The sequence below is a fragment of the Tenggerimyces flavus genome (assembly GCF_016907715.1).
Lineage (GTDB): Bacteria > Actinomycetota > Actinomycetes > Propionibacteriales > Actinopolymorphaceae > Tenggerimyces > Tenggerimyces flavus.
In genome coordinates this window covers 7,768,627-7,792,480 of sequence record NZ_JAFBCM010000001.1, presented here as the reverse complement: position 1 = coordinate 7,792,480, position 23,854 = coordinate 7,768,627, and the positions used below count along the sequence as shown (strand labels likewise).

Below are 23,854 nucleotides of genomic sequence, written 5' to 3'. Positions count from 1 at the left end.
CGGCAGTCGCCTGAGGCGTGCCCTAGGGTGAGCAACCATGACCTGGCTCGTCACCGGAGGCGCCGGTTTCATCGGTGCCCACGTCACCCATGCCATGCTCGCCGCGGGTGAGCGCGTTGTCGTTCTCGACGATCTGTCGACCGGCATCGCGTCCCGGATCGAGGGCGTGCCGTTCGTCGAGGGCTCCGTGCACGACACCGAGTTCGTCGCCGGCGTGCTCCGCGAGCACGGCATCACCGGCGTCGTGCACCTCGCGGCGAAGAAGCAGCCGGGTGAGTCGGTGGACAAGCCGATCCTCTACTACCGCGAGAACGTCGGCGGGCTCGCGTCGCTGCTGGACGCGGTGGCCGCGGCGGGCGTCGAGACGTTCGTCTTCTCCTCCAGCGCCTCGGTGTACGGCAACCCGTCGCAGGAGATCGTCACCGAGGACCTGCACTGCGAGCCGGAGTCGCCGTACGGCGAGACCAAGCTCGCCGGCGAGTGGCTGATCGCCGACACCGCGCGGGTGACCGGGCTGCGGTACGTCAACCTGCGGTACTTCAACGTCGCGGGTACGGCGCGGCCCGAGCTCTCCGACACCGGCGCGTACAACGTGATCCCGATGGTGTTCGAGCGCCTCACCGACGGCAAGCCGCCGCTGATCTTCGGCGCCGACTACCCGACGCCCGACGGCACCTGCATCCGCGACTACGTGCACGTGTCGGACATCGCGTCGGCGCACGTCGCGGCTGCTCAGCACCTGGCTTCTGGGGCGGACGCCCGGCTGACGTTGAACGTCGGGACCGGGCGCGGGGTGTCCGTACGCGAGATGGTCGACACCATCCTCGCCGTGACCGGCTACAGCGAGCTGCCGGCGACGGTCGTCGACCGCCGGCCGGGCGACCCGGTGGTGTCGATCGCTTCCGCCGACCGGATCGCCGCCGAGTTCGGCTGGTCCGCGGGGCACGATCTGCGCGACATGGTGGAGTCGGCGTGGGCCGGCTGGGTGTTGCGGCACCCGGAGGCGCGGCGTGGCTGAGGGGCCCGCTCTCGGCACGGTGCTGTGGACGCCTCCGGCTGACGTTCGTTCGTCTTCTCGGGTCGGTGCCTATCTGTCCTGGCTGTCTTCAACGCGCGGGCTGACATTCCCGGACTACGCGTCGTTGTGGCAGTGGTCAGTGGACTCTTTGGAGGACTTCTGGGCTTCACTCTGGGAGTACTTCGCTGTCGGCGGTTCTTACTCGTCGGTGCTGACGTCGCGGTCGATGCCGGGCGCCTCGTGGTTTCCCGGCGCTTCCTTGAACTATGCGGAGTACTTGCTGCGTTCGCTGCCCGCGGACGAGGTCGTGATCGTCGGGCAGTCGGACACGCGGGCTTCTGTGACGTTGACGGGGGCCGAGCTGCGGGCGGCGGTGGCCGCGTGCCGGGCTGGGTTGGTGCGGCTCGGGGTCGGCCGGGGCGATCGGGTCGCGGCGTACCTGCCGAACATCCCGGAGACCGTGGTGCTGCTGCTCGCCACAGCCTCGTTGGGGGCGGTTTTCTCTTCGTGTGCGCCGGAGTTCGGGACGCGGAGCGTGGTCGATCGGTGGAGCCAGATCGCGCCGAAGGTGCTCGTGGCCGTCGACGGGTATCGGTACGGCGACAAGCCGGTGGACCGTACTTCTGAGGTGGCTGCGATCCGCGCCGCGCTGCCCTCGCTCGCCGGTGTGGTGTCGGTGCCGTACCTGGGATCGGGGGTGCCGGACGCGCTCTCTTGGGAGGAGCTGCTCTCGTCCCCGGCGCCGATGGCTTTCGAGCTGGTCCCGTTCCACCATCCGCTGTACGTGTTGTACTCGTCCGGGACGACGGGCCTGCCGAAGGCGATCGTCCACGGGCATGGGGGAATCCTGCTCGAGCATCTGAAGGCGCTCGCGTTGCACCTGGATCTGGGACCGGGGGATCGGTTCTTCTGGTTCAGCACGACCGGCTGGATGATGTGGAACTTTCTCGTGTCGGGCTTGGCGGTTGGCGCTTCGATCGTGCTGGCCGACGTCAACCCGGGGTATCCGGATCTGGGGTCGACCTGGCGTCTTGCCTCCTCGACTGGGGTCACGTTCTTCGGAACGTCAGCACCCTTCTTGCTGGCCTGCCGAAAGGCGGGGGTACGGCCCGCTGATTTGGGTGACATGTCACGCATCCGCGGGGTGGGCTCGACCGGTGCGCCGTTGCCGCCGGAGGGTTATGGGTGGGTGTACGAGAACGTCAACTCGTCCTTGCTCCTGCAGTCGTTCTCGGGTGGGACCGACCTGTGTACGGGCTTCATCGGCGGCTCGCCGCTGTTGCCGGTGTACGCGGGGGAGCTGTCGTGTCGGTGCCTCGGAGCCGCGGTGGCCGCGTACTCGCCGGCGGGGGAGTCGGTGGTGGATTCCCTTGGAGAGTTGGTGATCGAGCGGCCGATGCCGTCGATGCCGGTGTCGTTCTGGGGCGACTCTTCGGGCTCGCGGTATCGCGCCGCGTACTTCGGGGACTTCCCCGGCGTATGGCGGCACGGCGACTGGATCACGGTGACGTCGCGGGGGACGTGCGTGATCACCGGGCGGTCGGACGCGACGCTGAACCGTGGCGGGGTGCGGTTGGGGACGGCGGAGTTCTACTCGGTGGTGGACACGTTCCCGGAGATCGCGGACTCGCTGGTGGTGCACCTGGAGGACGCCGACGGCGGACCGGGAGAGTTGTTGCTGTTCGTGGTGCCCGCGGCCGGCGTGACGGTGGACGATGCGCTGAAGGCGCGCCTGGCCGCCGAGCTCCGCCGCTCGCTCTCGCCTCGCCACGTGCCGGACGTCGTGGTCGCGGTGCCGGACGTGCCACGAACGTTGTCGGGGAAGAAGCTCGAGGTCCCGGTGAAGCGCATCCTCGAAGGCCGCGCCGCCGACGAAGCGGCCAGCCGCGGCGCGCTGGCCAACCCCTCGTCCCTCGAGGCCTTCGAGAAGCTCGCCGCCGAACGCGCCACCGACGTCTGACCCGCGAGTTGTTGGACAGATCTCGCCTTCTATCCCGACATCTGTCCAACAGGTCGGGGTGCCGCTGAGGGACCGTTGGCGGGCCGGTCGAATTACACGAATGGGATATAACGACCACACAACGAAGTCACTTAGGTACCTTCCGTAACAAATGCCCCAATCGGCACAGTCTTCCTCAGCACAACCGTTGATCGCTGCGGAAGGGGCACCGGGGCGAATGGGCAGTACACGCAGGTGGAAGAGCGACACGCGGCGAGTGGGCGGACGGGCTCTGGAGGGATGGTCGGCCGTCGCACTCGCCGCTGTGGTTCTCGTCGGAGGAGCGACCACAGCGCACGCCGAGATCGCCGAGACTCCCGAGACCCCGGACGCGGGTCAGGCGTTCGCCGCGCCGGCTGACGGGATCTACGACCTCAAGGGGCAGGGCTTCGGCCACGGGCGCGGCATGTCGCAGTGGGGCGCGCACGAAGCGGCCGAGGATGGCCTTGGGTACAAGAAGATTCTCGACTTCTACTATCCCGGCACCAAGCTCGTCGACGACGCCACCTCCAAGGCGATCCGCGTCAGGCTCAGTCACAACAACTCCGACGTTCGCGTCCGCATGGAGAAGAACCTCGAGGTCGTCTGGACCAAAGAGAACGGCGACGTCGACACCCAGAAGCTCCCCGCCACCCTCGCCGGCTGCAAGGTCGGCACCTGGCGCGTCAACGCCGTCAAGGGCAAGGACATGACGCTCGAGGGCTACTCCTGCCGCGCCTGGCGCGCGCTCATCCCCGCCAGCGACGTCGACAGCGGCGGCCGCATCTCGTTCGTCACCAGCGACGACACGTTCGCGATGGAACGTCGCCCGTCCGGCAAGCTGCTCAGGCGCCTCTACCGCGGCGACCTCCGCGTCATCCTGCGCGACAAGCGGCTCCGCCCGATCAACATCGTCAAGTACGACGACTATCTCCGCTCGGTCGTCCCCTCGGAGTCACCCGCAGGCTGGCCGACGAACTCACTCAGAGCGCAGGCCGTCGCGGCGCGCACGTACGCCCTGAAGTCCGCGATCAACCGCAAGAAGAAGTACTTCGACGTCTACGACACGACCGCTTCGCAGGTCTATCCCGGCATCGCAAGTCTCAAGCTCAGCTGGGAAATCTCCCGCACGTACGAGAAGGAACGCACCGACGACGCCGTCAGGGACACCGCGAACGAGACGCTGATGTTCGATGCCAAGCCGGCCTTGACAGAGTTCGGCTCCTCCAACGGCGGCTGGACGGCGAGTGGCGGAGTTCCTTACCTGCAAGCGCTTCAGGACAACTGGGATCCCTCCACCAACTGGAAGGACACGGTCAGGGTCGCCACGCTGGAACGGCGTTACCCCAGCATCGGCGCACTCACCGAGCTCCGTGTCGTCGCGCGCAACGGCGGCGGCGACTGGGGCGGACGCGTCAGCTCGATCAAGCTGGTCGGCACCCAGGGCGAACGGACGGTCAAGGGCGAGGACAAGATCCGCAACCTGCTCGGCCTCAAGTCCGCCTGGTTCACCGTGACGTCCTAGCTCCAGCCGTACAACAAGGCCGCGTTCGTCACGAGCACCTGCTCGCGCGACGACGCGTCCGGCAGCCACCGATCCAGCACCGCTAGGTGGTCCGAGGCGGTTGGTACAGGGCCGGGCGGCCGGACGTACGGCCAGTCCGACCCCCACGCCAGGCGCTCCGGCGCGAGCGATAGCAGCGTGTCAACCCGGCCTTGCAGCAGTTCGGCGGCGTGTGCTTCGGCCAGCGGAGCCGCGAGCCGGTACGCGCCGGACAGCGTGACCCAGCACGTGTCGTACGCCATCAGCTCCCGCAGTACGGCGGTCCCCGCGTCGGCCTCGCCGGGCGCGGGCGCCGGCAGGTTGCCGAGATGGTCGAGCAGGATCGGTGTCGTCGTGGATCGCAGGCAGGAACGGACGATCTCGCCGTTCTCGAGCAGGTCGGTCCACACCTCGACATGCCAACCGCGCGAGCCAACTCTCGAAGCCAACTTGGGCAGAGCGTCGATCGGCAACCCACCCGTCATCCGGTCCTGCACCCGGCATCCCCGTACGCCCGCCGCGTGCAGCTCGTCCAGCGTCGCGTCGTCGACGTCCGGCGGCACCACCGCGATGCCGCGCAGCAGATCGGTCGAGGAACGCAGCGCGTCCAGCAGCACGGAGTTGTCGGCGCCGTAGGTGCTCGGCGTCACCAGCACGCCGCGGCTGAACCCGAGCCCCCGCAGGTGAGCGACGAAGCTCTGCACCGGCGCGGAGAACGGCTGGTACGCGGCGCCGTCGATCCCGCCCTGCTCGCCCACCATGACGTGGGCGTGGTTGTCGATCGCTCCGGCGGGGACGGTCATGGGTGCGTGACCCGTTCGTCGGCGACGCGCCGGTCGGTCCGTTCCGGCTTCGGGTTCCGTACGAGGACGATCGAGCCGCGGACGGCGAGGGGCGCGAGCAGCGCGTCGAGGTAGCCGTCCTTCGCGGCGGGGTTGGCGGTGGTCAGGACGCGGGCTCCTGCATCGAGGCCGACCGCGGTCGCCCGCGCGACGAGGTCGGCGGCGGTGAGCTCGGTCCCGTCGACGGCCAGCGCGAGGTCGCTGGGCGCCACCGGAACGTAGGGCGCGAAGTGGTCCCCGTACGTCGGCACCTCGGCGCCGTAGTCGAGCACGCCGGCCGGCAGCGGGGTGGTGAAGCGGCCGCCGAGCGGGCGGAGCGCGAGCGCGAGGGTGTCGCGGGCCTTCATGGCGACGGCCTCGTCGAGCGTGTCCGGACCGGTGACGACGACGTCGGGCGCACCGTTCCCGGACAGGTCGACGATCAGCCCGGCGGACCAGGCCGCGAGCATCCAGACCGCGCCCTGCCAGTGCGGCGGGAGCAGGATCGCGACCCGTTCGCCGGGCTCGGTGCCGAGGCCGTCCTGCAGGAGGTTCGCGGTCTTGGCGACCCAGTTGTCGAACGACGTCAGCGACAACTCGATGCGTTCGTCGGTCGCGTCGTTGTAGAACGTCAGGAACGGGCTCGCCGGATCGGCCGTCCGGGCGGCTGCGAGAAGCTGAGCGGGCGTCACACGTAAAGTGTCGTGATGCGTTACGCAGTCATCAACGCGGGGGGCTCGGGGACGCGGCTGTGGCCGCTCTCGCGGGGCGGTCGGCCGAAGCAGCTGCTCAGTGTGGGCGGCGGCAAGAGCCTGCTGCGGCTCGCGTACGAACGCCTGCTCGGGCTCGTTGACCCGGCCAACATCTACGTGTGCGCCGGCGCGGTGCATCGCGAGGCGGTGCTCGAGCACCTGACCGAGCTGCCGGAGTCGAACGTGCTCGGCGAGCCGATCGGTCGCGACACGGCGGCGGCGATCGGCTTCGCCTCGGCGGTGCTGCACGAGCAGGACCCCGAGGCGGTGGTCGCGTTCGTGACCTCGGACCACGTGATCGAGCCCGTCGCCTCGTTTCAGTCGGCGTTGCGGACGGGGTTCGAGCTGGCCGAGCGGTCGCCGTCGACGCTGGTGACGTTCGGCATCCCGGCGTCGTACCCGCACACCGGGCTCGGTTACGTGGAGCGCGGCGCGCCGGTGGCGCCGGGGGTCTTCGAGGTGCGGTCGTTCCGCGAGAAGCCGGACGCGGAGACGGCGGCGTCGTACGTGGCGAGCGGCGGCTATCTGTGGAACGCGGGGACCTTCGTCTGGCGCGCGTCAACGCTGCTGGCCAGCCTGGACGCGTACCTGCCGGAGACCGGCGCGGGCGTCCGAGCGATCGCCGCGGCGTGGTCGGGGCCGTCGCGGGACGTGGTGCTGAAGGAGACGTACGAGTCGCTGCGCAAGATCTCGATCGACTTCGCGGTGATGGAGCCGGCGTCGCGCGACGCGGTGGTCGTGGTCGTGCCGATGTCGGTGGACTGGCTCGACGTGGGCTCGTGGCCGACCCTGGCGTCGACGTTGTCCAGCGACGACGCGCGGAACGCGTACGACGGCGTGACGGTCTTGGTGGACTCCGAGGGCAACATCGTCGTGAACGACGACCCCACGCACCTCGTCGCGACGGTGGGGCTGCGGGAGATGATCATCGTGCACACGCGAGACGTGACGATGGTCTGCCCGAAGGCCTGCGCGGAACGCGTGAAGGAGCTCGTGGCCCGCGTCCAGGAAGACCACGGCCCCCGCTACTCCTAGCCTCGGGATTTCAGGTGTTGTTGGGCGACCTTGGCCTGGGAAGGCCAGAAGTGCCTGTCCTGCTGGGGAGACTTGGGGTTGCGACGTCTCGAGTGCTCTGAGTGGGAAGGCACTCCCTTGGCGAAGCGTCGCGGTCGCCTTACCCGGCCGGTGGCCGCTCTACCTGGCGTCCACCCCACGTAAAGGGGCCAATGATCATGTAAACATGATCGTTGGACCCAGGGTCAGCCCCGGACCGGGCGAACCCACCGCCAGCTGAAAGCTAGCGGGCTAGACCCCCAGGTAGGAGAGCACGGCGAGGACGCGGCGGTGGCCGGCGTCGGTGTGGGGGAGGTCGAGCTTGGCGAAGATGTTGCCCACGTGCTTCAACACGGCTCGTTCGGTGACCACGAGGCGGCTCGCGATCTCGGTGTTGCCGTACCCCTGGGCCATCAGCGCCAGCACCTCGCGTTCGCGGCTCGTCAACCTGGCAAGGGGATCGTGGCGCTTCGCGACCAGCTGGGCGACGACCTCGGTGTCGTGGACGACACTGAGGCGCTATTCTTCAATGTGGAGTACTAGTCGAGCTGGGGGAGTGACGCGACGATGAGCGGGACAGCGGTCCTCGGTTACCTGGGCGGCGTACGGCGAGCGCTCGCCGATGTGCCGCCGGCCGAGCAGAACGAGCTGATGGCCGACGTCGAGGACTGCCTGCTCGACATCGCCAACGAGGCAGGCCCGGCGCTCACCGCCCAGGGGCTGCGCGACCGGCTGGGGTCGCCCGACGACTATGCGGCCGAGCTGGTGCGGGCGGCGGGGTACGGGGAACGCGTACCGGAAGCCCAGCCGCAGCCAGCAACAGACCTCGACAAGAGCACCTGGCGGCTCGCGCTGTTCCTCGTCGGCGCCGCGGTGCTGCTCGCGGGCACCGCCGGCTCGGTGATCGGCGGGTTCGTCTACGGGAACGGCGTGGGCTTCCTGCTCGCGGTCTTCGCGTTCTTCGGGCTGCTGATCGCGGGCGGCCAGTGCCTCACCGCCGCCGATCGGAACGCGCGCTGGGCGCACCTCCGGTCGACGGCCACCAAGGTGAAGCGAGAGCTCAGAGCGCGTTCGGCTCCGGCGAGTCCGACCACGGGTACTTCTTCATAAAGGCCTCGATCGCCTCGCCACTCACCGAGCCGCAGTACTCGCGGTGCCCGGCCTGGGTGGCCCAGCGGCTGAACGCGACGTGCTTGCCCTCGGGGAACTTGCCGTCGGCGTTGTCCCAGCTCGCGGCGATGAACTTCTTGTCGCCCGTCGGCGTCGAGGTCTCGAACCGCTTCGCGATGTTCTTCAGCGCTTCCAGCTGGTCCTTGTCCTTGGCGATCGTGTCGTCGTACCAGACGATCGTGTACCCATGCTCCAGGTTGTGGACGAGCGTCTCGAGCGGCGGGCGGTCGCCCGACTCGTAGAACTTGCGCTCGAACGCGGCCGGCGTGCCCCAGTGCGGACCTGCGGACGGTGGCGCGGTCGTGTACTTGACCTTCTCGCCGTCCGGCTTGTGGTCCGACACGCCCGTCGCCGGGTCCTTCGGAGCCTCCTCGCAGCTGGCCGCCGAGGCCGCCGCGCCGAACTCCGTCATGGCCTTCCGGGACGGGTCGTTGATCCAGTTGTTGACGATCGGGAACGCGCCGACGCCGATGATCACGGCCGCGACAGCCGCGCAGGCCACGATGATGATCGCCGTCCGCCGGCGTTCTTGGGCCTTCTGCTCCTGGCGGAGCTCCTCGACGCGCTCTCGCCTCGTCTTCTGGCCCTGGCCTCGCTTGGCCACGCCTCACCGTCCTTTTCGCCCGAGGTCCCCGACACGCCACCACACGGTGGGTCGGGGGTGGATTCTACGGGTGGATTGTGAGTGGACACTGGTTCGGTGCAGAACAACCGCTCTCTCGTGACCGACGAGCCGATCGACCTCGCCGCCACGCTGGCGTCGCTGCGCCGCGGTTCGGGCGATCCGGTGCACCGTCGTACGCCGGACGGCGCGATCTGGCGAGCGGTACGAACCCCCGACGGTCCGGCGACAATCCGCCTCACAGCCCGCCCGGCCGAGCGGCGCATCGAGGCCGCCGCGTGGGGTCCTGGCGCGGCCTGGCTGCTGGAACGGCTGCCCGCGTTCGTCGGCGCCGAGGACGACCTCAGCGGCTTCGACCCTGGCAACGTGCTGCTCGCCCGGCTGGCCAAGCGGTTCAAGGGCTGGCGGGTGCCGCGTACGGGGCTGGTGATGGACGCGCTCGTCCCCGCGATCCTCGAGCAGAAGGTGACGGGCAAGGAGGCGTGGCGGTCCTGGCGCGAGCTGGTGTGGCGGTTCGGCGAGCGTGCTCCCGGGCCCGTGCCGTTCAAGCTCTGGGTCGCGCCGGCGCCGCGGACGTTCCAGAAGCTCGCGTCCTGGGACTACCACCTCGCGGGCGTCGGGCCGGAGCGTTCCCAGGCGATCGTCCGCGCTGCCCGCGTCGCCGACCGGCTCGAGGAGACGATCACGATGGAGCCGGCCGCCGTCGAGCAGCGGCTGCGGACGGTGCCGGGCATCGGCGTGTGGACGGCGGCGGAGGTACGGCAGCGCGCCCACGGCGACGCCGACGCGGTGTCGGTCGGCGACTTCCACATCGCGAAGAACGTGGGTTGGGCGCTCGCCGGCCGGCGGTTCGACGACGCCGAGATGCTGACGGCGCTCGAACAGTGGCGCGGCCACCGCTATCGCGTCACCCGGCTGATCGAGCTCGCCGGCATCGGGGCGCCGCGGCACGGTCCGCGCTACGAAGGGCGCAACTACCGCTCGATCTGAGTCGCCCCGACCGCGATCACCGAGACCGGGACGGCGTCGTCCGGCAGGGCCTTGGCCAGCTGCTTGCGAACGTCCTCGAACGAGACGTGCATCGCGCCGAGGCGTTCGATCGTGCAGGCCACCAACAGCCGATCCAGCGCGGCACCGAGCATCAGCAGCGAGCTGGAGCGCTTCGTGGTGACGTACGGAACGGCGATGAACGGCACCGACGACGGCAGCCCGAGCGCGTCCGTCCACGGCTTCGCCGAGAAGCTCGCGATGCCCCAGCCCTCGCCGGTGACGGCGAGCGCGGCGATCCGCTGGACGGCGTCGGGGTCGACCGGTTCCTCGGCGAGCTCGTCGACTGTCCGCGGCATCGTCAAGGTCTCCCGCCAGGCCTCGCGCGTGCCGAGCCGGAACATGTCGTCCTCCGACGGACGCACCAGCGCGCGGACACCGGGACCGTCCTCGTCGAGCACCCACACGTCGAGCCCGGAGATGATCGCCACCGGGACCTGCGCGAGCTTGCCCATCGCCAGCTCGGCGGCGGCCGCGAGCTCGTCGGCGATCGCGGGCGCGGTGACCGCGAGCTCGTTGCCGTGGGCGTCGACGCGGCCGCGGTGGTCGTCGAGGACCTGGACGCCCGCCGCGCCGATCGCGAGGTCGGTCTGCCCGACCCGCCAGGTCCGGCCGAACGTGTCGGTGACGATCACGCCGACTCGCTTGCCACCCAGCCCGGCCCGGATCGTCCGGGCCGACTCGTCCGGGTCGAGCGGGAGGAGGACGAGGCTGCCGACCGCGACGTTGGAGTTGTCGACGCCGGCGGCGGCCATGACGAAGCCGTGCCTGGTCTGCACGATCTGGGTCTCGCCGCGCTCGGCGACGACGCGTACGGTCTCGGCGCGGATCGCGGCGCGGCGGTCGTCGCCGGGAACGACGCGGCCCTCGGCCTTGCTGACGATCTTGCTGGAGATCACGACGATGTCGCCGTCGGCCAGGTCGGGCGCGTGCTCGGCGATGACCTGCGCCAGGTCCGTGCCTTCCGCGATCTCGGGGATCCCGCGGACGGGCCTGACCGAGTAGCCGTCGCTCACTTCGTGACCTCGGCGGCGAGGTCGAGCGTGGCGCGGGCGATGTCGGTGGCGAGGGGAACGTCGTTCATCAGCAGCGGCCTCGCCCGGCAGGCGATGCCGGCGGCCTGGACACGTTCGACGGCGTCGGCGTCCTGCTCGTCGACCAGCCAGCCGTCGAGCAGACCTTGGTCGGTGCGGCTGCCGAAGTGCAGCGCGACGCCGGTGGCGCTGGTGTCGACGCCGATCGCCGGGAGCAGCTTGTCGGCCATGCCGCGCACGACCGCGCCGCCGACGATGGGGGAGAGGCCGATCACCGGGGCGTGGGCGTTCCGCACCGCGTCGCGGATGCCGGGGACGGCGAGGATCGGGCCGATGCTGACGACGGGGTTCGAGGGCGGGAACACGATCACGTCGGCGTTCTGGATCGCCTCGAGGACGCCGGGCGCGGGCTCGCTGTTCTCGATGCCTTCGAAGCGGATGTCGGCGACGGCCAGCTCGGCGTGGTGGCGTACCCAGTACTCCTGGAAGTGCAGCCGCCGCTGCTTGCCGGGCTCGTCGGGATCGTCGACGACGACGTGCGTCTCGACCCGGTCGTTCGTCATCGGAATCAGCGTGAACGGAAGTCGCCAGCGCTGCGTCAGAGCCTGCGTGACCTCGGTGAGCGTCCTGCCCTCTGACAACAGAGCGTTGCGGACCAGATGCGTACCGATATCCCGGTCGCCCAGCCCGAACCACGAGGGTGTGGCGCCGTACGCTGTCACCTCGGCGAGGGCGTTCCAGGACTCGTCGGCACGGCCCCAGCCACGGGCCTCGTCGTTGCCTCCGCCGAGTGTGTACATGACGGTGTCGAGGTCTGGTGAGACGCGCAGTCCGTACAAGGTCAGATCGTCACCGGTGTTGCCGATGACGGTGATGTCGGCCTCGGGTGTCGCGGCGACCAGGCCACGAAGGAAGCGGGCGGCACCGATGCCGCCGGCGAGAAGGGTGATCCGCACGGTCCCAGTCTCTCCCGCCACGCCAAGGGCCTGTCCACAGGCCGCCCGACGTAGGTGGGGCCAGGTGGTCCATAGTGAGTCGCGCCGTGATCTGTGTCCCGGTGCGGCGAGGCGTGACTGCGGTCGGGACACGGGATGTGGAAAGCTTCCCTACGAGGACAAATCATGACAGGGGGTATCAAAGTGGTAACCGAGAAGACCAAGCCCCACCGGGAGCTCCTCGCGTGGGTGCTGGTGGGTGCCGCATTGATCCAGGTCGCCGTCGCGATCGTGCGACTGTTCACGGGGCCGAACCAGGCGGGATTCACCGGGCAGGCCTACAACTCGCAGAGCTTCTTCGTGAACCCGATCATCATCGGCTTGCTGGTGCTGGCAGTCGTGCTGGTCACGCACCTCGGCGACGCCACCCCCAATGCTCGGGTGCTGACCATCGTCGCGCTCGCCGTGGGGGGTTTGCTTGCCCTGTTCGCAGTGGTCACCTGGATCGCGGCGGTACTCGTCGACGCGTTTGCGTTGGACGCGACCTCCAAATGGATCGGGTTCCTCGCGACGCTGGGCGGCATCGCGTTGATCGGTGCAGGGCTCTTCTTCATCGTCACGACGTTCGGTGCGCTTCCGGCGCCTGAGCCCAAGCCGCAGCAGCAGTTCGCGTACGGGCAGCAGCAGGGCTTCGGCGGCCAGCAGCCCGCGTGGGGACAGCAGCAGCAACAGCCCGCGTGGGGCCAACAGCAGCAGCCGCAGCAGGGCGCGTGGGGGCAGCAGCAGCCCGCATCCGACCAGCAGCAGGCTGGTTGGGGTCAGCAGCAGCCCGCGTACGACTACAACCAGCAGCAGCCGGCGCAGGCCCAGGGTGCGTGGGGTCAGCAGGCCGCCGAGCAGCCGCAGCAGGGCGCTTGGGGTCAGCAGCAGCCCGCCGCTGAGCAGCAGCAGGCCGGTTGGGGTCAGCAGCAGCCCGCGTACGACTACAACCAGCAGCAGGCTCAGGCGCAGGGCGCGTGGGGACAGCAGCAGCCGGAGTACGGCCAGCAGCAGCCGGAGTACGGCCAGCAGCAGGCTGGGTGGGGTCAGCAGCAGCCGGCCGCCGACCAGCAGCAGGCTGGCTGGGGTCAGCAGCAGCCCGCGTACGACTACAACCAGCAGCAGGCCGGGTACGACTACGGCCAGCAGCAGGGCTATGGCCAGCAGCCGCAGCAGGGTGGTTGGGGCCAGCAGGGCGAGCAGCAGGCGTACGGCCAGCAGCAGGGCTACGGGCAGCAGTACGACTACGGCACCGGCCAGGCGCAGGAGTCGGAGCAGCCCGCCGAGGACCAGACCCAGGTGTTCGGCGGCGCGGGCAGCACCGAGCCGGCCGCGTCCGCGGACGCCCCTGCCGACGGCGCGACGCCCACCCCGGGCGCCGACGCCGAGCCGGCGGGTGACGCCGGCACCGACCCGGACAAGGCCGACCAGGGCCAGCCGCAGCAGCCGGGCTGGTGGTCGCAGCCTCCGCGCTGACAGCAGCAGAACCCACGATCGGGCCCGCCGGGGTGCTCCGGCGGGCCTGATCGCGTCTTGAGACCCGAGATTAGTCTCATGAGACTAATCGCATGAGAGATGCCAATCCCGTTCGGCTCCTGATCCTCGGATTGCTCGCCGAGGCGCCCCTGCACGGTCACCAGATCCGGCGCGCCGCCGATCAGAGCGGCATCGAGCATTGGGGTGGCGTCAAGGTCGGCGCGCTGTACGGCATGCTGCACCGGCTCGAGTCCGAGGAGCTGATCGAGCCCGTACGGACCGAACAGGACGGGCGCCGGCCCCAGCGGACGGTGTACGCGATCACGTCCGCGGGCCGCCAGGAGCTGGCCATCCATCGCGACCGCGCGCTGACCCAGCCGATGCTCCACTCGACCACGGTCGAGGCCGCTCTCAAGTGGTCGGCCGGCCTCGACCAGGCGGCGCTGACGGACCGGCTGTCCCACCGCCGGGCAGCCCTCGAGGCGACGCTCGCCGAGCTCGTCAAGGGCCGTGAGCTCCATCGCGGCGAGGGACATCTCTCCGCCGCGAGTCTCGCGGGCTACCTGCGCTCGGAGCTCCATCTGCGAGCCGAGCTGGCCTGGCATGAAGCGCTCGAGCCGATGCTGCCCGCCATCGCCCAGGAGCCGGCCATCGATCTGGAGTCCGTCGGCGTACGGACCTCGACATGACCGACGTCATCACGGCGCGGAACCTGTCCAAGCGCTACGGCTCGGTGGACGCGGTCAGCGACGTGTCGTTCGCCGTGGCGGAGGGCGAGGCGTTCTGCCTGCTGGGACCCAACGGTGCGGGCAAGTCGACGACGATCCGGATGCTCGCGACCCTGACCCGGCCGGACGGTGGCTCCGCGTCGGTCGCCGGTTTCGACGTTCGCCGGCAACAGCGGTCCGTCCGTGCGTCGATCGGGTACGTCGCCCAGAGCGCCGGCACTGACGACTATCTGACCGGGCGGGAGAACCTCCTCGTCCAGGCGGCCGCCCAACGGTTGAGTCGTTCGAAGGCTCGCCCTCGGGTCGCCGAACTGCTCGACCTCGTGGGTCTGGCCGATGCCGCCGATCGCATCGTGCGTACGTACTCCGGCGGCATGCGGCGACGCCTGGAGATCGCCATGGGCATCGTCCACGAGCCGCGGGTCCTGTTCCTGGACGAGCCGACGACGGGCCTCGATCCGGAGGCGCGGGCGACGATGTGGGACGAGTTCCGCCGGATGCGGATCGAGCAGAACCTCACCGTTCTCCTCACCACCCACTACCTCGAGGAAGCCGATCAGCTGGCCGACCGGATCCTGATCGTCGGCAGGGGACGGGTGGTCGCGAGCGGGACGCCCGAGAGCCTCAAGGCCGGCCTCGCGGGCGACTCGGTCTCCGTCGAGCTGACGAACGGCCCGTCCGCCGAGGCGGCCGTGGGGGTGCTGGCCCGGATCGGACTGGCGGCGGTGACCCGCGACGGAGCCGTGCTCCGCGCCCAGGTCGAACGGGGCAGTCGGGCGTTGCCGGCCATCCTGTCCGTCCTGGAGGCGGCGGGCCTGCGGGTGGAGTCGGCCGCGGTCGCTCGGCCGACCCTCGACGACGTCTACCTGCATCACGCCGGCCGCTCGTTCGGAGAGGCGGTGTCGAGGTGACCGTCGCGCTGCTCGGACGTGCGTACCTGCTGCTGCGCAGGCAGCCCATCATGATCCCGATCATGTTCGTCCAGCCGCTCGTGTGGCTGCTGCTCTACAGCCAGCTGTTCGGCGACCTCCCTCGGCTGGGCGGCTTCGGCACCGACTCCTACCTGCAGTACCTCGCGCCGGGCGTGGCGATCATGACCGCGTTCTCGCACGGTGCGTGGGAGGGTCCGGGCGTGGTCGAGGACCTCGAACGAGGCGCGTTCGACCGGTTCCTCGCGACCTCCCTGCCGGCGGGTGCGTTGCTGGCCGCCCGAGGGCTGCAGGCCGCGGTCATCGGAGCCCTCCAGGCCCTCGTGGTCGTCGCGGTGGCGTTCGCGTTCGGTGCCCGCCTGGCAGGCGGGGTCGCCGGTCTGCTGGCGATCCTGGTCGCGGCGGCGCTCGTCGGTGCCGTGTTCGCGGGCGTGTCCCACGCGCTGGCTCTGACGTTCCGCCGGCAGCAGACGATGATCGCGGTCGGGCAGTTCGCCGTGCTGCCGTTCATGTTCCTCTCGACGACGCTGACCGCGTTCGACCAGCTGCCGGAGTGGATCCGCGGGGTCGCCGGCGCGAATCCGGTCAACTGGGCGGTGGAGGCGTCCCGTTCGGCGATGCTCGGAACGGACTGGACCTCGGTGGCCGTACACCTCGGTGCCCTGGCGGTCCTCGTCGTCGCGACCCAGGCGGTCGCCCTCCTGGCGCTGCACCGCTATCGGCGAGTCCTCTAGCTCCGGCGCAAGATCTCTCTCGTCCGGCGGTTGGTGCGAACCGGCCCAACCCCGCCCTAGGGCCAATGATCATGTTTACACGATCATTTGCCCCTTTACGTGGGGTGGACGCCAGGTAGAGCGGCCACTGGCCGGGTAAGGCGGTCACAACGCGCGTCACCTACGACCTGGTCCGGCGCGAGATCGGGCGAGATCCGGCACTCTCGGACAAGGTCCCCGACGCTGACGGCGCGTACACAAGGGGACGAAGCCGCCAGCCGTGACGATCCCGAAAGCCGTTACTCTTCGGAGTCAAAGTCGCGATTCGCAAACTTTTTCGGCCGATCCTCGGCGTGTCGCGCACCTATAGCAGACCCCGAGTTGACGCCACGGGATTTCGGGCATGTAATTTCACCTGTGTCATTCGTCGGCGACCAGGGAATCGTCCCGAACGGCATGAACCGGACATGTAACAACGATCGACGCGAACGACCGAGCCGGGATTGTGAGGGTGTCGCAGGGACATCCTCGGCGGCGGGGCCGGTCACCACGTCGCTGTAGGTCGTGGCATGACCACAGCTCAACGCAAGCCACGGGGAATATGGGTCGAGGAGGCGAGGACCGTGCAAGAGCAAACCCCGCTGCAGCACGGCAGCGCCGAGGAAGAGCTCAGCTGGCAGGAGCGCGCACTGTGCGCGCAGACCGATCCAGAAGCGTTCTTTCCGGAAAAGGGCGGATCCACGCGCGAGGCGAAGAAAGTCTGCCTGGTCTGTGAAGTCAGGGCGGACTGCCTGACGTACGCGTTGGAACACGATGAACGCTTCGGGATCTGGGGCGGCTTGTCCGAACGAGAGCGTCGCCGGCTCAAGAAGCGAGCTGTATAGCTTGGTCCGCACCGGTCGGCGGCATAAGGCGTCACCATCCCGAGCCACCGCGCAACCGACGGCGCCAGGTCGCTTGTCCGCCGCGGTCCGGCTGTAAGCGCCGTCGGCGCGTTGGCTCGGGATAGCAACGCCGCCGCCGACTCTCTTGCGGACGTTTAAGACCGCTTCATGGCCGGGCGTCGTCCACATGGCACGCGCCCGGCCCGGCGGTTCCATACTGGCGTCGTCTAGTCTGATGGCGCGGAGCCCGACCGCTCAGCGAGCGTGCTCGTTGGTATGTCGGCTGCAGCAGAGCAGCCTCACGGTCGACTCCGCGCAGGTGCGCCCGAAGTCCCATCCCCAGCAGCAGAGGCCCACAGCTAGGCATGAGTACGCCCGACGGTTCCCCGCCGCCGGTTCGACACGTGGTCACCGCCGTCGTGGTCGCTCACAACGGTTCCCGCTGGCTCAGCGAGCTCATCGCAGGTCTTCGCCAGCAGCGCCGGCGACCTGATCGCATCACGATCGTCGACACCGGAAGCAGCGACGGCAGCCGTGAGCTGCTCGTCGACACGTTCGGCGAGCATGCCGTCACGACCGCCCCACGCCACACCGGCTTCGGTGAGGCTGTTTCGCGCGGCGTCGCTCGCGTCCCGCTCGCCCAGGACGAGACCCCGCATCACCGCGGTGAGGTCCGTACGGTCGAGTGGCTCTGGCTCCTGCACGACGACTGCGCCCCCACGCCGAACGCGCTCGAGAGCATGCTCGAGCTGCTCGACACCGTTCCGTCCGCCGCCGTCATCGGCCCCAAGCTCCGCAACTGGCCTCGTGGCCGCCGCATCCTCGAGATGGGTGTCGCGATCACCGGCGCCGGTGCTCGCGAGACCGGCATGGAGTACGGCGAGTTCGACCAGGGCCAGCACGACGCCGTCCGCGACGTGCTCGCGGTCAGCACCGCCGGCATGCTCGTGCGCCGCGACGTCTACGACCAACTCGGCGGGTTCGACGCCGCGCTGCCGATGTTCCGCGACGACGTCGACTTCGGTTGGCGGGCCAACCGCGCCGGCCACCGCGTCGTGACCTGCCCGGACGCGGTCGTGCACCACTACGAGGCCGCCACCCACAACGCCCGGCCGATCAACGCCGGCAAGGGCCGGGCGAACGGCCGCCCCCGCAGGATCGACCGCCGCAACGCGATCTACACGCTGCTCGTCAACTGCTCGGCCCCGGCGTTCCCGCTCGTCGCCCTGCGGCTGATTCTCGGCACGCTGCTCCGCACGATCGGCCTGCTCGTGGTCAAGTGGCCGGAGGCCGCGTACGACGAGATCGCCGCGCTCGGTGGCGCACTCGGCCGGATCGACCGCATCATCGTCGGCCGCCGGCGCCGCGCGAAGATCCGCGCGGTCTCCAGCCGGGCCGTACGCCACCTGCTGCCACCGCCGTGGATCGGGCTCACGCACGCGTTCGAGACCGTCGTCGGTGTCGTCTCGGCCCGCTCCGGCACCCACTCCGGCACCGCCAAGCGAGTCCGCCGCGCCGGTCACGAGACGGGTCCGGTCTCGGAGGAGGCCGAGGAGCTCGACTCCGACGGCCTCGGCATCGTGCGCTGGGTCGCGACCCGGCCGCCGGTCATCCTCGTGCTCGCGCTGGTCGTCGTCGCGCTCGTCGCGGCCCGCAACCTGCTCGGCGACGGCGTGCTGTCCGGTGGCGCCTTGCTCGCGCCGCCCGACGGGTACGTCGACCTCTGGACCCGCTACCTCGAGTCCTGGCACCCGGTCGAGCTCGGCTCCAGCCGCGCCGCGCCGCCGTACCTCGCGGTCATCGGCATGCTGTCCACGGTGCTGATCGGCAAGGTCTGGCTCGCCGTCGACGTGCTGATCATCGGCGCCATCCCGCTCGCCGCCGTCACCGCGTACCTGTTCTCCCGCCAGGTCCTGCAGGCCCGCGCCGTCCGCATCTGGGCCGCCGCGACGTACGCCACGCTGCCGGCCGTCACCGGCGCGATCGCGGCCGGTCGCCTCGGCACCTGCGTCGCGATCATCGTGCTGCCGCTGCTCGCGCTCGCGGCGCACCGGCTGGTCCGCAACGGATCCTGGTCGGCCACCTGGACCACCGGGTTGCTGCTCGCGCTGCTCACCGCGTTCGTGCCGATCGCGTACGTCATCGCGGTCGTGCTGCTGATCGGCGCGGCCGTCGCGCTGCGCGTCCGCGTCCCCCAGCTGGTCGCCGTGTTCCTGGTGCCGCCGCTGTTGCTGCTGCCGTGGACGCTGGTGCTGTTCCGTACGCCCGCGCTGCTGTTCACCGAGGCGGGGCTCAGCGATCCCGCGCTGACGACCGTCGACCTGCCGTCGTACGTGCTCGCGCTCGGCAACCCCGGCGGCCCCGGCGCGGCGCCGTTCTGGCTGCTCGGCGTGCTCGTCGTGGTCGGCCTCGCCGGCCTGCTCCGCCGCGACCGTACGGTCGGCGTCGGCTCCGCCTGGGCCGTCGTCGTGCTCGGCCTCGCCGTCGGCCTCGTCCAGACGAGGCTGCAGGTCAGCGTGGACTGGCTGGGCGACATCGCCGCCTGGCCCGGCCTCGCCGCGGTGATGGTCGCCGCCGGGCTGATCGCCGCGTCGGCCCTCGGTGCCGACGGCGCCGGTGCCGTGTTCAGCGAACGAAGCTTCTCCTGGCGGCAGCCGGTCGCCGGTCTGCTCGCTGTCGCTGCGGTCGCGACGCCGGTTGCCGGCCTCACCTGGTGGCTGGCGAGCGGTGCGACCGGCCCGCTGCAACGGTCGACGCCCGCCGCGCTGCCGTCGTACATCGTCAACGAGCAGACCAATCCCGCTCGCGTTCGCGCGCTCGTCCTCGACCCGGCCGCGGACGGCTCGGTCGGCTACTCCGTCCTGCGTGGCAACGGCGCCAAGCTCGGCGATGCCGAGACCGGGACGGCGCGGAGCGCGATGACCGGGCTCAGCGCCGACGTCGGCGAGCTGCTCAGCGACGGGCGCCGCGAGTCCGCGGCGGCCGACCTGGCGCGGTACGGCATCGGCTACGTCTACCTGCCGCCGCCCGCCGAACCGCGGGTGGTGTCGCTGCTCGACACGACGCCCGGCATCACCCGGTCGAGCGCCCCGAAGAACGCCGCCGCGTGGCAGATCGACGCGCCGGCCGGTCGGCTCCGCATCCTCGCCGACAGCGAGTCGGGGGAGACGGTGCTCGACTCGTCGATCGTGAAGGCGAGCGTCCCCGTTCCCGACGGTTCGCCCGGCCGTCAGCTGCTGCTGTCGGAGGCGCCGGACGCGGGCTGGCAGGCCAGCATCGACGGCGTCCTGCTGGAGCCCGGGCCCGAACGGGTGTGGGGCGAGACGTTCGAGCTGCCCTCGACCGCCGGAACGCTGACGCTCGAGCACGCCTCGCCGGTGCACGCGATCCTGCTCGCGATCCAGGGCGCGCTGGTGCTGTTCGTGATCGTGCTCGCGCTGCCGACTCGGGCGCCCGAACGCAACCTCAGCGAGGAGCCCCCCGACCCGGGTGGCCGGCACGGCCGGAGCGGTGACGATCCGGATCCGCCGCGCGGCCAGCGGGTCGGCGAGCCGATTCCCCTGCGTACTCCTGAGGGGGTCAACCAATGAGCTCCCGACAATCAACTTCTGGTCGTCTGCATCCGGCGTTGCGCGCGCTGGTGTTCGCCGCCGTCGCGGCCGCGCTCGTCGGCGCCGGCTGGCTGGTGAAGGCGCCCGGCCCGGACGCCGAGGCGAGCAAGGCCCTCGAGGTGCCGGTCGAGAGCGCGTCGCTGGTGTGCCCGGAGGCCTCGTTCGTCTCCGGTGTGACGTCGACGAACGTCGCCGCGATCGCCGTTCCCGCCGATCCTCCGGCCGCGCCGGCCGGCGTCCCGCCGCTCAGCACCGACTCGACGTTGACGGTCGGCGGCCTGGTGGGCGGCGGCGAGGCGGTCTCGGTCAAGGAGCGCCAACAGGTCGCCCTCTACAACCGCGCGGTGAAGGCGCCGACGGCCGCGACCGTCCGGGCGCGTGGCGTGCTCGCGCCCGGTGTGGCGGCGGGCCAGCTCACGACGTCGGTCAGCGGCAACGAGCACGGGCTCTCCGAGACGGCTTGTTCGGCGCCCGGCTCGGAGTTCTGGTTCGTCGGCGCGGGCAGCGCGGTCGGGCGGCACAGCCGGCTCTACCTGACGAACGTCGACAACACCAAGGCCAACGCGAGGCTGCTGCTGTACGACGAGAAGGGCCCGATCCGTACCGAAGCGACCCGCAGCATCGAGGTGCTGCCGGGCAAGCAGGTCGTGCTCGAGCTCGACGAGCTGGCGCCGACCAGCGAGCTGCTCGCGATCGATGTTCAGGTCACGCAGGGCCGGGTCGCCGCGGCGATCCGCGACCAGACGCTGAACTCGGGCACGCCCGCCGGGATCGATTGGATCCCGGCCGCGGTGGCGCCGACGCGGGACATGATCATTCCCGGCCTGGCGCCGGGCGTGGGCAGGCGCACGTTGACGGTGGTGGCGCCCGGCGACTCGACCGCGATCGTGGAGGTCTCGGTCCTCGCCAAGGAGGGCACGTTCCAGCCCGCTGAGCTGAGCCATCTCGAGGTCCAGCCCGGGACGGTTCTCGAGGTGGAGCTGGACAAGGTGACGCTCAAGCAGGGTTCGGCGATCCGGGTCCGGTCCGACGTGCCGGTGACGGCCGCCGTGCGGAGCGAGACCGGTGCCGGCGAGGAGGGCATTCGCGACGTCGCGTTCGGCGCCGCGTCCGCGCCGTTGACCTCGGAGGGCGTCGTGCCGTTCACGACCGGCGGAGCGGGAACGCTGCTGGTCACCAACCCGGGTGCCGCGCAGACCGCGGTCGGGGTGGCGCTGCGGGACGAGAGCGGCAAGGAGCTGTCGAAGTCCTCGGTCGCGGTGGGCCCGGGCGCGACGGCGGCGAAGCCGTTGGCTCCGCCGGCCGGAGTGAAGCGGTACGTGGTCGTGGTGACGCCCGAGAAGGGCCGCCCGGTGTACGCCGTTCGCCTGCTCTCCGGAACGGCGGGCGGCCCGATGCTCTCGGCGTACCCGCTCAGCTCCGCGCCCCTGACCGTCCAACGTCCGGTCGCCCGTCCCCAGCTTGCGCTGGGCTCCAGCTCTTGACGTAGCTCGGGATCGGCACCTTCGGCTCGAGCGAGATCGGCTCGCCGGCGACGGTGTGCAGGGGGAGAATGCCGTTCCAGTACGGGAGGTTCTCGTCCTCGGGCTCCTCGCTCGGCGGTCCGTTGCGGATCTTCGCGGCGACCTCGGTCAGCGGTAGCTCGAGGAGCGTGGTGCTCGCGTACTCCTTCCGCGTCGGCGGGCGGCAGTCGTTCGTCCGGCCGGTCGCGATGCGGTCGACCAAGCGGGACAGGAACTCCTGCTTCAACGTCTCGTCCGTCACCACCCGCGCGATCCCGTGGGCGATCACCGAGCGGTAGTTCATCGAGTGGTGGAACTGTGCCTTGCTGAACACGAGCCCGTCCGCGATCGTCACCGCCACGCACACGGGCAGCCCCTCGCGCGCCATCCGCAGCGGCCGGCTGCCGGTCGAGCCGTGCAGGTAGAGCGCGTCGCCGATCCGCACGTGCATCGTCGGGATCAGCCGCGGCTCGCCGTCGACGACGTACGACAGGTGGCAGAACAGCGCCTCGTCGAGGATCGCGTCGATCGTCTCCCGGTCCGCGTGCATCCGCTCCGGCATCCGCGTCGCGACGGCCCGCGTCGTCGTGTCGGTCATTGCTCTCTCCTGGCTTGTACTAGTACAGTGCTCTTCTTGTGGAAGTACAGTATCGCGGATCCACGCGAGCCGGAATAGCCGAGAGCATCGAGGCGGCCGTCCGCTCGGGGCAGCTCGCGCCCGGCGACCTGCTCCCGCCGGTGCGGCGGCTGGCGGGGGAGCTGCGAGTCAGCCCGGCGACCGTGGCCGCGGCGTACCGGGACCTGCGCGAACGTGCCGTCGTCGAGACCACCAGCCGCTCGGGCACGAAGGTCCGCTCCCGCCCAGCCCTGGGCGGCGGGCGAGTACGGCGAAGGCTGTCCGTTCCACCCGGTGCCCGCGACCTCGCCGGCGGTGGGCCGGACCCACGGCTGCTGCCGCCGCTCGCGCCGCGGCTCGCCCGCGTCGCAGCCGACCCGGCGTGGAACGAGCCCCTCGGGTACGACGACGACCCCACCGTCCCCGAGCTCGTCGGGCTCGCCCGCGAGCGGCTCGCCGCCGACGGCGTCCCGGTCGACGGCGCGACCCTCGCGGTGACCGGCGGTGCGATGGACGGGATCGAACGGATCCTGTCCGCCCGGCTGCAACCCGGCGACAAGATCGCCGTCGAGGATCCGGGCTGGACCAACCTCGTCGACCTGCTGGTCGCGCTGCGGCTCGAGCTCGTTCCGGTGCCGATCGACGACGACGGCCCTACGACGGCCGGACTGGCGGCCGCGCTCGAGGCCGGCGCTCGGGCGATGGTGATCACCAGCCGCGCGCAGAACCCGACCGGAGCAGCGGTGACCGCCGAACGAGCCGCGGAGCTGCGCGCGGTCCTCGCGAAGCACCCGTCCGTGCTGGTGATCGAGGACGACCACGCCGCCGAGCTGTCCGAGCAGTCGCTCGCGCCGCTGGTCGGGAGCACGGAGTCGTGGGCGTTCGTGCGTTCGGCGTCCAAGCCGTACGGGCCGGACCTGCGGGTCGCGGTGATCGCCGGCGACGAGACGACGTTGGGGCGGCTGGTCGGCCGGCAGGTGTTCGGCGCGGGCTGGGTGTCGACCGTCCTGCAACGACTGGTGCTCGACCTCTGGCAGGACGCGGAGGTGAGCCGCCTCGTCGCCGCTGCGAAGGCGTCGTACGCGCGGCGGCGGACCGGCCTGATCGAGGCGCTGGCCGCACGGGGCGTTCCGGCGGTCGGGCGATCCGGGATCAACGTGTGGATTCCGGTCGAGGACGAGACCTCGGTGGCCACCCGGCTGCGCGACGCGGGTTGGGTGGTGGCGCCGGGATCGGCGTTCCGGCTCGAGGCGCCGCCGGCGATCCGCGTTTCGGTGAGCGCCCTCGACGAGGACGAGGTGGAAGCCTTCGCCGAGGTCGTCGCGGACGCTGTCTTCCTTGACGGAAACCGCTTTCTCGCCTAGCGTGCCCGACCATGGGGCG

Annotated in this window: 21 protein-coding genes; 14 read left to right on the top strand and 7 right to left on the bottom strand. The window is 70.6% G+C overall.

Going from position 1 to position 23,854, the window contains the following annotated elements; all coding sequences use genetic code 11:
- Positions 1–37 precede the first annotated feature (37 nt).
- The 3 genes from galE (at position 38) to JOD67_RS36270 (ending at position 4,521) form a co-directional block, all read left to right on the top strand.
- Complete coding sequence (galE, locus tag JOD67_RS36280) at positions 38–1,018, top strand: UDP-glucose 4-epimerase GalE (protein WP_205122183.1); 981 nt, start codon at positions 38–40, stop codon at positions 1,016–1,018.
- The gene (locus tag JOD67_RS36275) at positions 1,011–2,978 is read left to right on the top strand and encodes an acetoacetate--CoA ligase (protein ID WP_205122182.1); all 1,968 of its coding nucleotides are present in this window, start codon (positions 1,011–1,013) and stop codon (positions 2,976–2,978) included. The genes galE and JOD67_RS36275 overlap by 8 nt, the downstream gene beginning before the upstream one ends.
- 217 nt (positions 2,979–3,195) lie before the next feature.
- A complete protein-coding gene (locus tag JOD67_RS36270; RefSeq protein ID WP_205122181.1) occupies positions 3,196–4,521 on the top strand; it encodes a SpoIID/LytB domain-containing protein in 1,326 nt (441 codons plus the stop codon).
- Here the strand turns inward: JOD67_RS36270 and JOD67_RS36265 are convergent.
- The gene (locus JOD67_RS36265) at positions 4,518–5,342 is read right to left on the bottom strand and encodes an amidohydrolase family protein (RefSeq protein WP_205122180.1); all 825 of its coding nucleotides are present in this window, start codon (positions 5,340–5,342) and stop codon (positions 4,518–4,520) included. The two genes, JOD67_RS36270 and JOD67_RS36265, sit on opposite strands and share 4 nt — an antisense overlap.
- The gene (locus JOD67_RS36260) at positions 5,339–6,052 is read right to left on the bottom strand and encodes a TIGR03089 family protein (RefSeq protein WP_205122179.1); all 714 of its coding nucleotides are present in this window, start codon (positions 6,050–6,052) and stop codon (positions 5,339–5,341) included. Before JOD67_RS36260 ends, JOD67_RS36265 begins: the two co-directional genes overlap by 4 nt.
- 15 nt (positions 6,053–6,067) lie before the next feature.
- On the opposite strand from JOD67_RS36260, the gene JOD67_RS36255 reads away from it, so the two are divergent.
- Positions 6,068–7,147, top strand: coding sequence for a mannose-1-phosphate guanylyltransferase (locus JOD67_RS36255; protein ID WP_205122178.1), 1,080 nt, complete (start codon positions 6,068–6,070; stop codon positions 7,145–7,147).
- A 270-nt stretch (positions 7,148–7,417) separates the two neighbouring features.
- Here JOD67_RS36255 and JOD67_RS36250 read toward each other — a convergent pair whose 3' ends face one another.
- Complete coding sequence (locus tag JOD67_RS36250) at positions 7,418–7,612, bottom strand: response regulator transcription factor (RefSeq protein ID WP_443735005.1); 195 nt, start codon at positions 7,610–7,612, stop codon at positions 7,418–7,420.
- Positions 7,613–7,732: 120 nt separating this feature from the next.
- Between JOD67_RS36250 and JOD67_RS36245 the strand changes: the two genes are divergently transcribed.
- Positions 7,733–8,275, top strand: coding sequence for an HAAS signaling domain-containing protein (locus tag JOD67_RS36245; protein ID WP_205122177.1), 543 nt, complete (start codon positions 7,733–7,735; stop codon positions 8,273–8,275).
- On the opposite strand, the gene JOD67_RS36240 is transcribed toward JOD67_RS36245, so the two are convergent.
- The gene (locus JOD67_RS36240; protein ID WP_205122176.1) at positions 8,226–8,939 is read right to left on the bottom strand and encodes a DUF3105 domain-containing protein; all 714 of its coding nucleotides are present in this window, start codon (positions 8,937–8,939) and stop codon (positions 8,226–8,228) included. The two genes, JOD67_RS36245 and JOD67_RS36240, sit on opposite strands and share 50 nt — an antisense overlap.
- Before the next feature lie 81 nt (positions 8,940–9,020).
- Here JOD67_RS36240 and JOD67_RS36235 point away from each other — a divergent pair, with 81 nt between their 5' ends.
- A complete protein-coding gene (locus JOD67_RS36235; protein WP_205122175.1) occupies positions 9,021–9,947 on the top strand; it encodes a DNA-3-methyladenine glycosylase family protein in 927 nt (308 codons plus the stop codon).
- Here the strand turns inward: JOD67_RS36235 and JOD67_RS36230 are convergent.
- On the bottom strand, positions 9,932–11,020 hold the full coding sequence (locus tag JOD67_RS36230) for a coenzyme F420-0:L-glutamate ligase (RefSeq protein ID WP_205122174.1): 1,089 nt from the start codon (positions 11,018–11,020) through the stop codon (positions 9,932–9,934). The two genes, JOD67_RS36235 and JOD67_RS36230, sit on opposite strands and share 16 nt — an antisense overlap.
- Complete coding sequence (cofD, locus tag JOD67_RS36225) at positions 11,017–11,994, bottom strand: 2-phospho-L-lactate transferase (RefSeq protein WP_205122173.1); 978 nt, start codon at positions 11,992–11,994, stop codon at positions 11,017–11,019. The genes JOD67_RS36230 and cofD overlap by 4 nt, the downstream gene beginning before the upstream one ends.
- Positions 11,995–12,159: 165 nt before the next feature.
- On the opposite strand from cofD, the gene JOD67_RS36220 reads away from it, so the two are divergent.
- The 7 genes from JOD67_RS36220 to JOD67_RS36190 all read left to right on the top strand — a co-directional run bounded on the left by JOD67_RS36220 (position 12,160) and on the right by JOD67_RS36190 (position 21,837).
- Positions 12,160–13,488 carry a hypothetical protein gene (locus JOD67_RS36220; protein WP_205122172.1) on the top strand — a complete coding sequence of 443 codons (1,329 nt, stop codon included), beginning with the start codon at positions 12,160–12,162 and terminating at the stop codon, positions 13,486–13,488.
- 92 nt (positions 13,489–13,580) lie between these two features.
- Positions 13,581–14,177 (top strand): PadR family transcriptional regulator, encoded by a 597-nt coding sequence (locus JOD67_RS36215; RefSeq protein ID WP_205122171.1) that lies wholly within the window; start codon positions 13,581–13,583, stop codon positions 14,175–14,177.
- Positions 14,174–15,127 carry an ATP-binding cassette domain-containing protein gene (locus tag JOD67_RS36210; RefSeq protein WP_205122170.1) on the top strand — a complete coding sequence of 318 codons (954 nt, stop codon included), beginning with the start codon at positions 14,174–14,176 and terminating at the stop codon, positions 15,125–15,127. The genes JOD67_RS36215 and JOD67_RS36210 overlap by 4 nt, the downstream gene beginning before the upstream one ends.
- Positions 15,124–15,879: an ABC transporter permease gene (locus tag JOD67_RS36205; protein ID WP_205122169.1), complete on the top strand. Its 756-nt coding sequence runs from the start codon at positions 15,124–15,126 to the stop codon at positions 15,877–15,879. The genes JOD67_RS36210 and JOD67_RS36205 overlap by 4 nt, the downstream gene beginning before the upstream one ends.
- A 602-nt stretch (positions 15,880–16,481) precedes the next feature.
- A complete protein-coding gene (locus JOD67_RS36200; RefSeq protein WP_205122168.1) occupies positions 16,482–16,742 on the top strand; it encodes a WhiB family transcriptional regulator in 261 nt (86 codons plus the stop codon).
- 404 nt (positions 16,743–17,146) lie between these two features.
- Positions 17,147–20,332, top strand: coding sequence for a glycosyltransferase family 2 protein (locus tag JOD67_RS36195; RefSeq protein WP_205122167.1), 3,186 nt, complete (start codon positions 17,147–17,149; stop codon positions 20,330–20,332).
- Positions 20,329–21,837 (top strand): DUF5719 family protein, encoded by a 1,509-nt coding sequence (locus JOD67_RS36190; RefSeq protein WP_205122166.1) that lies wholly within the window; start codon positions 20,329–20,331, stop codon positions 21,835–21,837. The genes JOD67_RS36195 and JOD67_RS36190 overlap by 4 nt, the downstream gene beginning before the upstream one ends.
- Here JOD67_RS36190 and JOD67_RS36185 read toward each other — a convergent pair.
- Positions 21,767–22,453 carry a pyridoxamine 5'-phosphate oxidase family protein gene (locus JOD67_RS36185; RefSeq protein WP_205122165.1) on the bottom strand — a complete coding sequence of 229 codons (687 nt, stop codon included), beginning with the start codon at positions 22,451–22,453 and terminating at the stop codon, positions 21,767–21,769. The genes JOD67_RS36190 and JOD67_RS36185 overlap by 71 nt on opposite strands.
- A 38-nt stretch (positions 22,454–22,491) precedes the next feature.
- Between JOD67_RS36185 and JOD67_RS36180 the strand changes: the two genes are divergently transcribed.
- On the top strand, positions 22,492–23,835 hold the full coding sequence (locus tag JOD67_RS36180; RefSeq protein WP_205122164.1) for an aminotransferase class I/II-fold pyridoxal phosphate-dependent enzyme: 1,344 nt from the start codon (positions 22,492–22,494) through the stop codon (positions 23,833–23,835).
- Positions 23,836–23,854: the final 19 nt, after the last annotated feature.

What these genes read in the sequence shown, in the direction of transcription:
- galE (WP_205122183.1), top strand. Translation starts at nt 38, where the DNA reads ATGACCTGGCTCGTCACCGGAGGCGCCGGTTTCATCGGTGCCCACGTC.
- JOD67_RS36270 (WP_205122181.1), top strand. Translation starts at nt 3,196, where the DNA reads ATGGGCAGTACACGCAGGTGGAAGAGCGACACGCGGCGAGTGGGCGGA.
- JOD67_RS36265 (WP_205122180.1), bottom strand. Translation starts at nt 5,342, where the DNA reads ATGACCGTCCCCGCCGGAGCGATCGACAACCACGCCCACGTCATGGTG.
- JOD67_RS36255 (WP_205122178.1), top strand. Translation starts at nt 6,068, where the DNA reads ATGCGTTACGCAGTCATCAACGCGGGGGGCTCGGGGACGCGGCTGTGG.
- JOD67_RS36245 (WP_205122177.1), top strand. Translation starts at nt 7,733, where the DNA reads ATGAGCGGGACAGCGGTCCTCGGTTACCTGGGCGGCGTACGGCGAGCG.
- JOD67_RS36220 (WP_205122172.1), top strand. Translation starts at nt 12,160, where the DNA reads ATGACAGGGGGTATCAAAGTGGTAACCGAGAAGACCAAGCCCCACCGG.
- JOD67_RS36215 (WP_205122171.1), top strand. Translation starts at nt 13,581, where the DNA reads ATGAGAGATGCCAATCCCGTTCGGCTCCTGATCCTCGGATTGCTCGCC.
- JOD67_RS36210 (WP_205122170.1), top strand. Translation starts at nt 14,174, where the DNA reads ATGACCGACGTCATCACGGCGCGGAACCTGTCCAAGCGCTACGGCTCG.
- JOD67_RS36190 (WP_205122166.1), top strand. Translation starts at nt 20,329, where the DNA reads ATGAGCTCCCGACAATCAACTTCTGGTCGTCTGCATCCGGCGTTGCGC.
- JOD67_RS36185 (WP_205122165.1), bottom strand. Translation starts at nt 22,453, where the DNA reads ATGACCGACACGACGACGCGGGCCGTCGCGACGCGGATGCCGGAGCGG.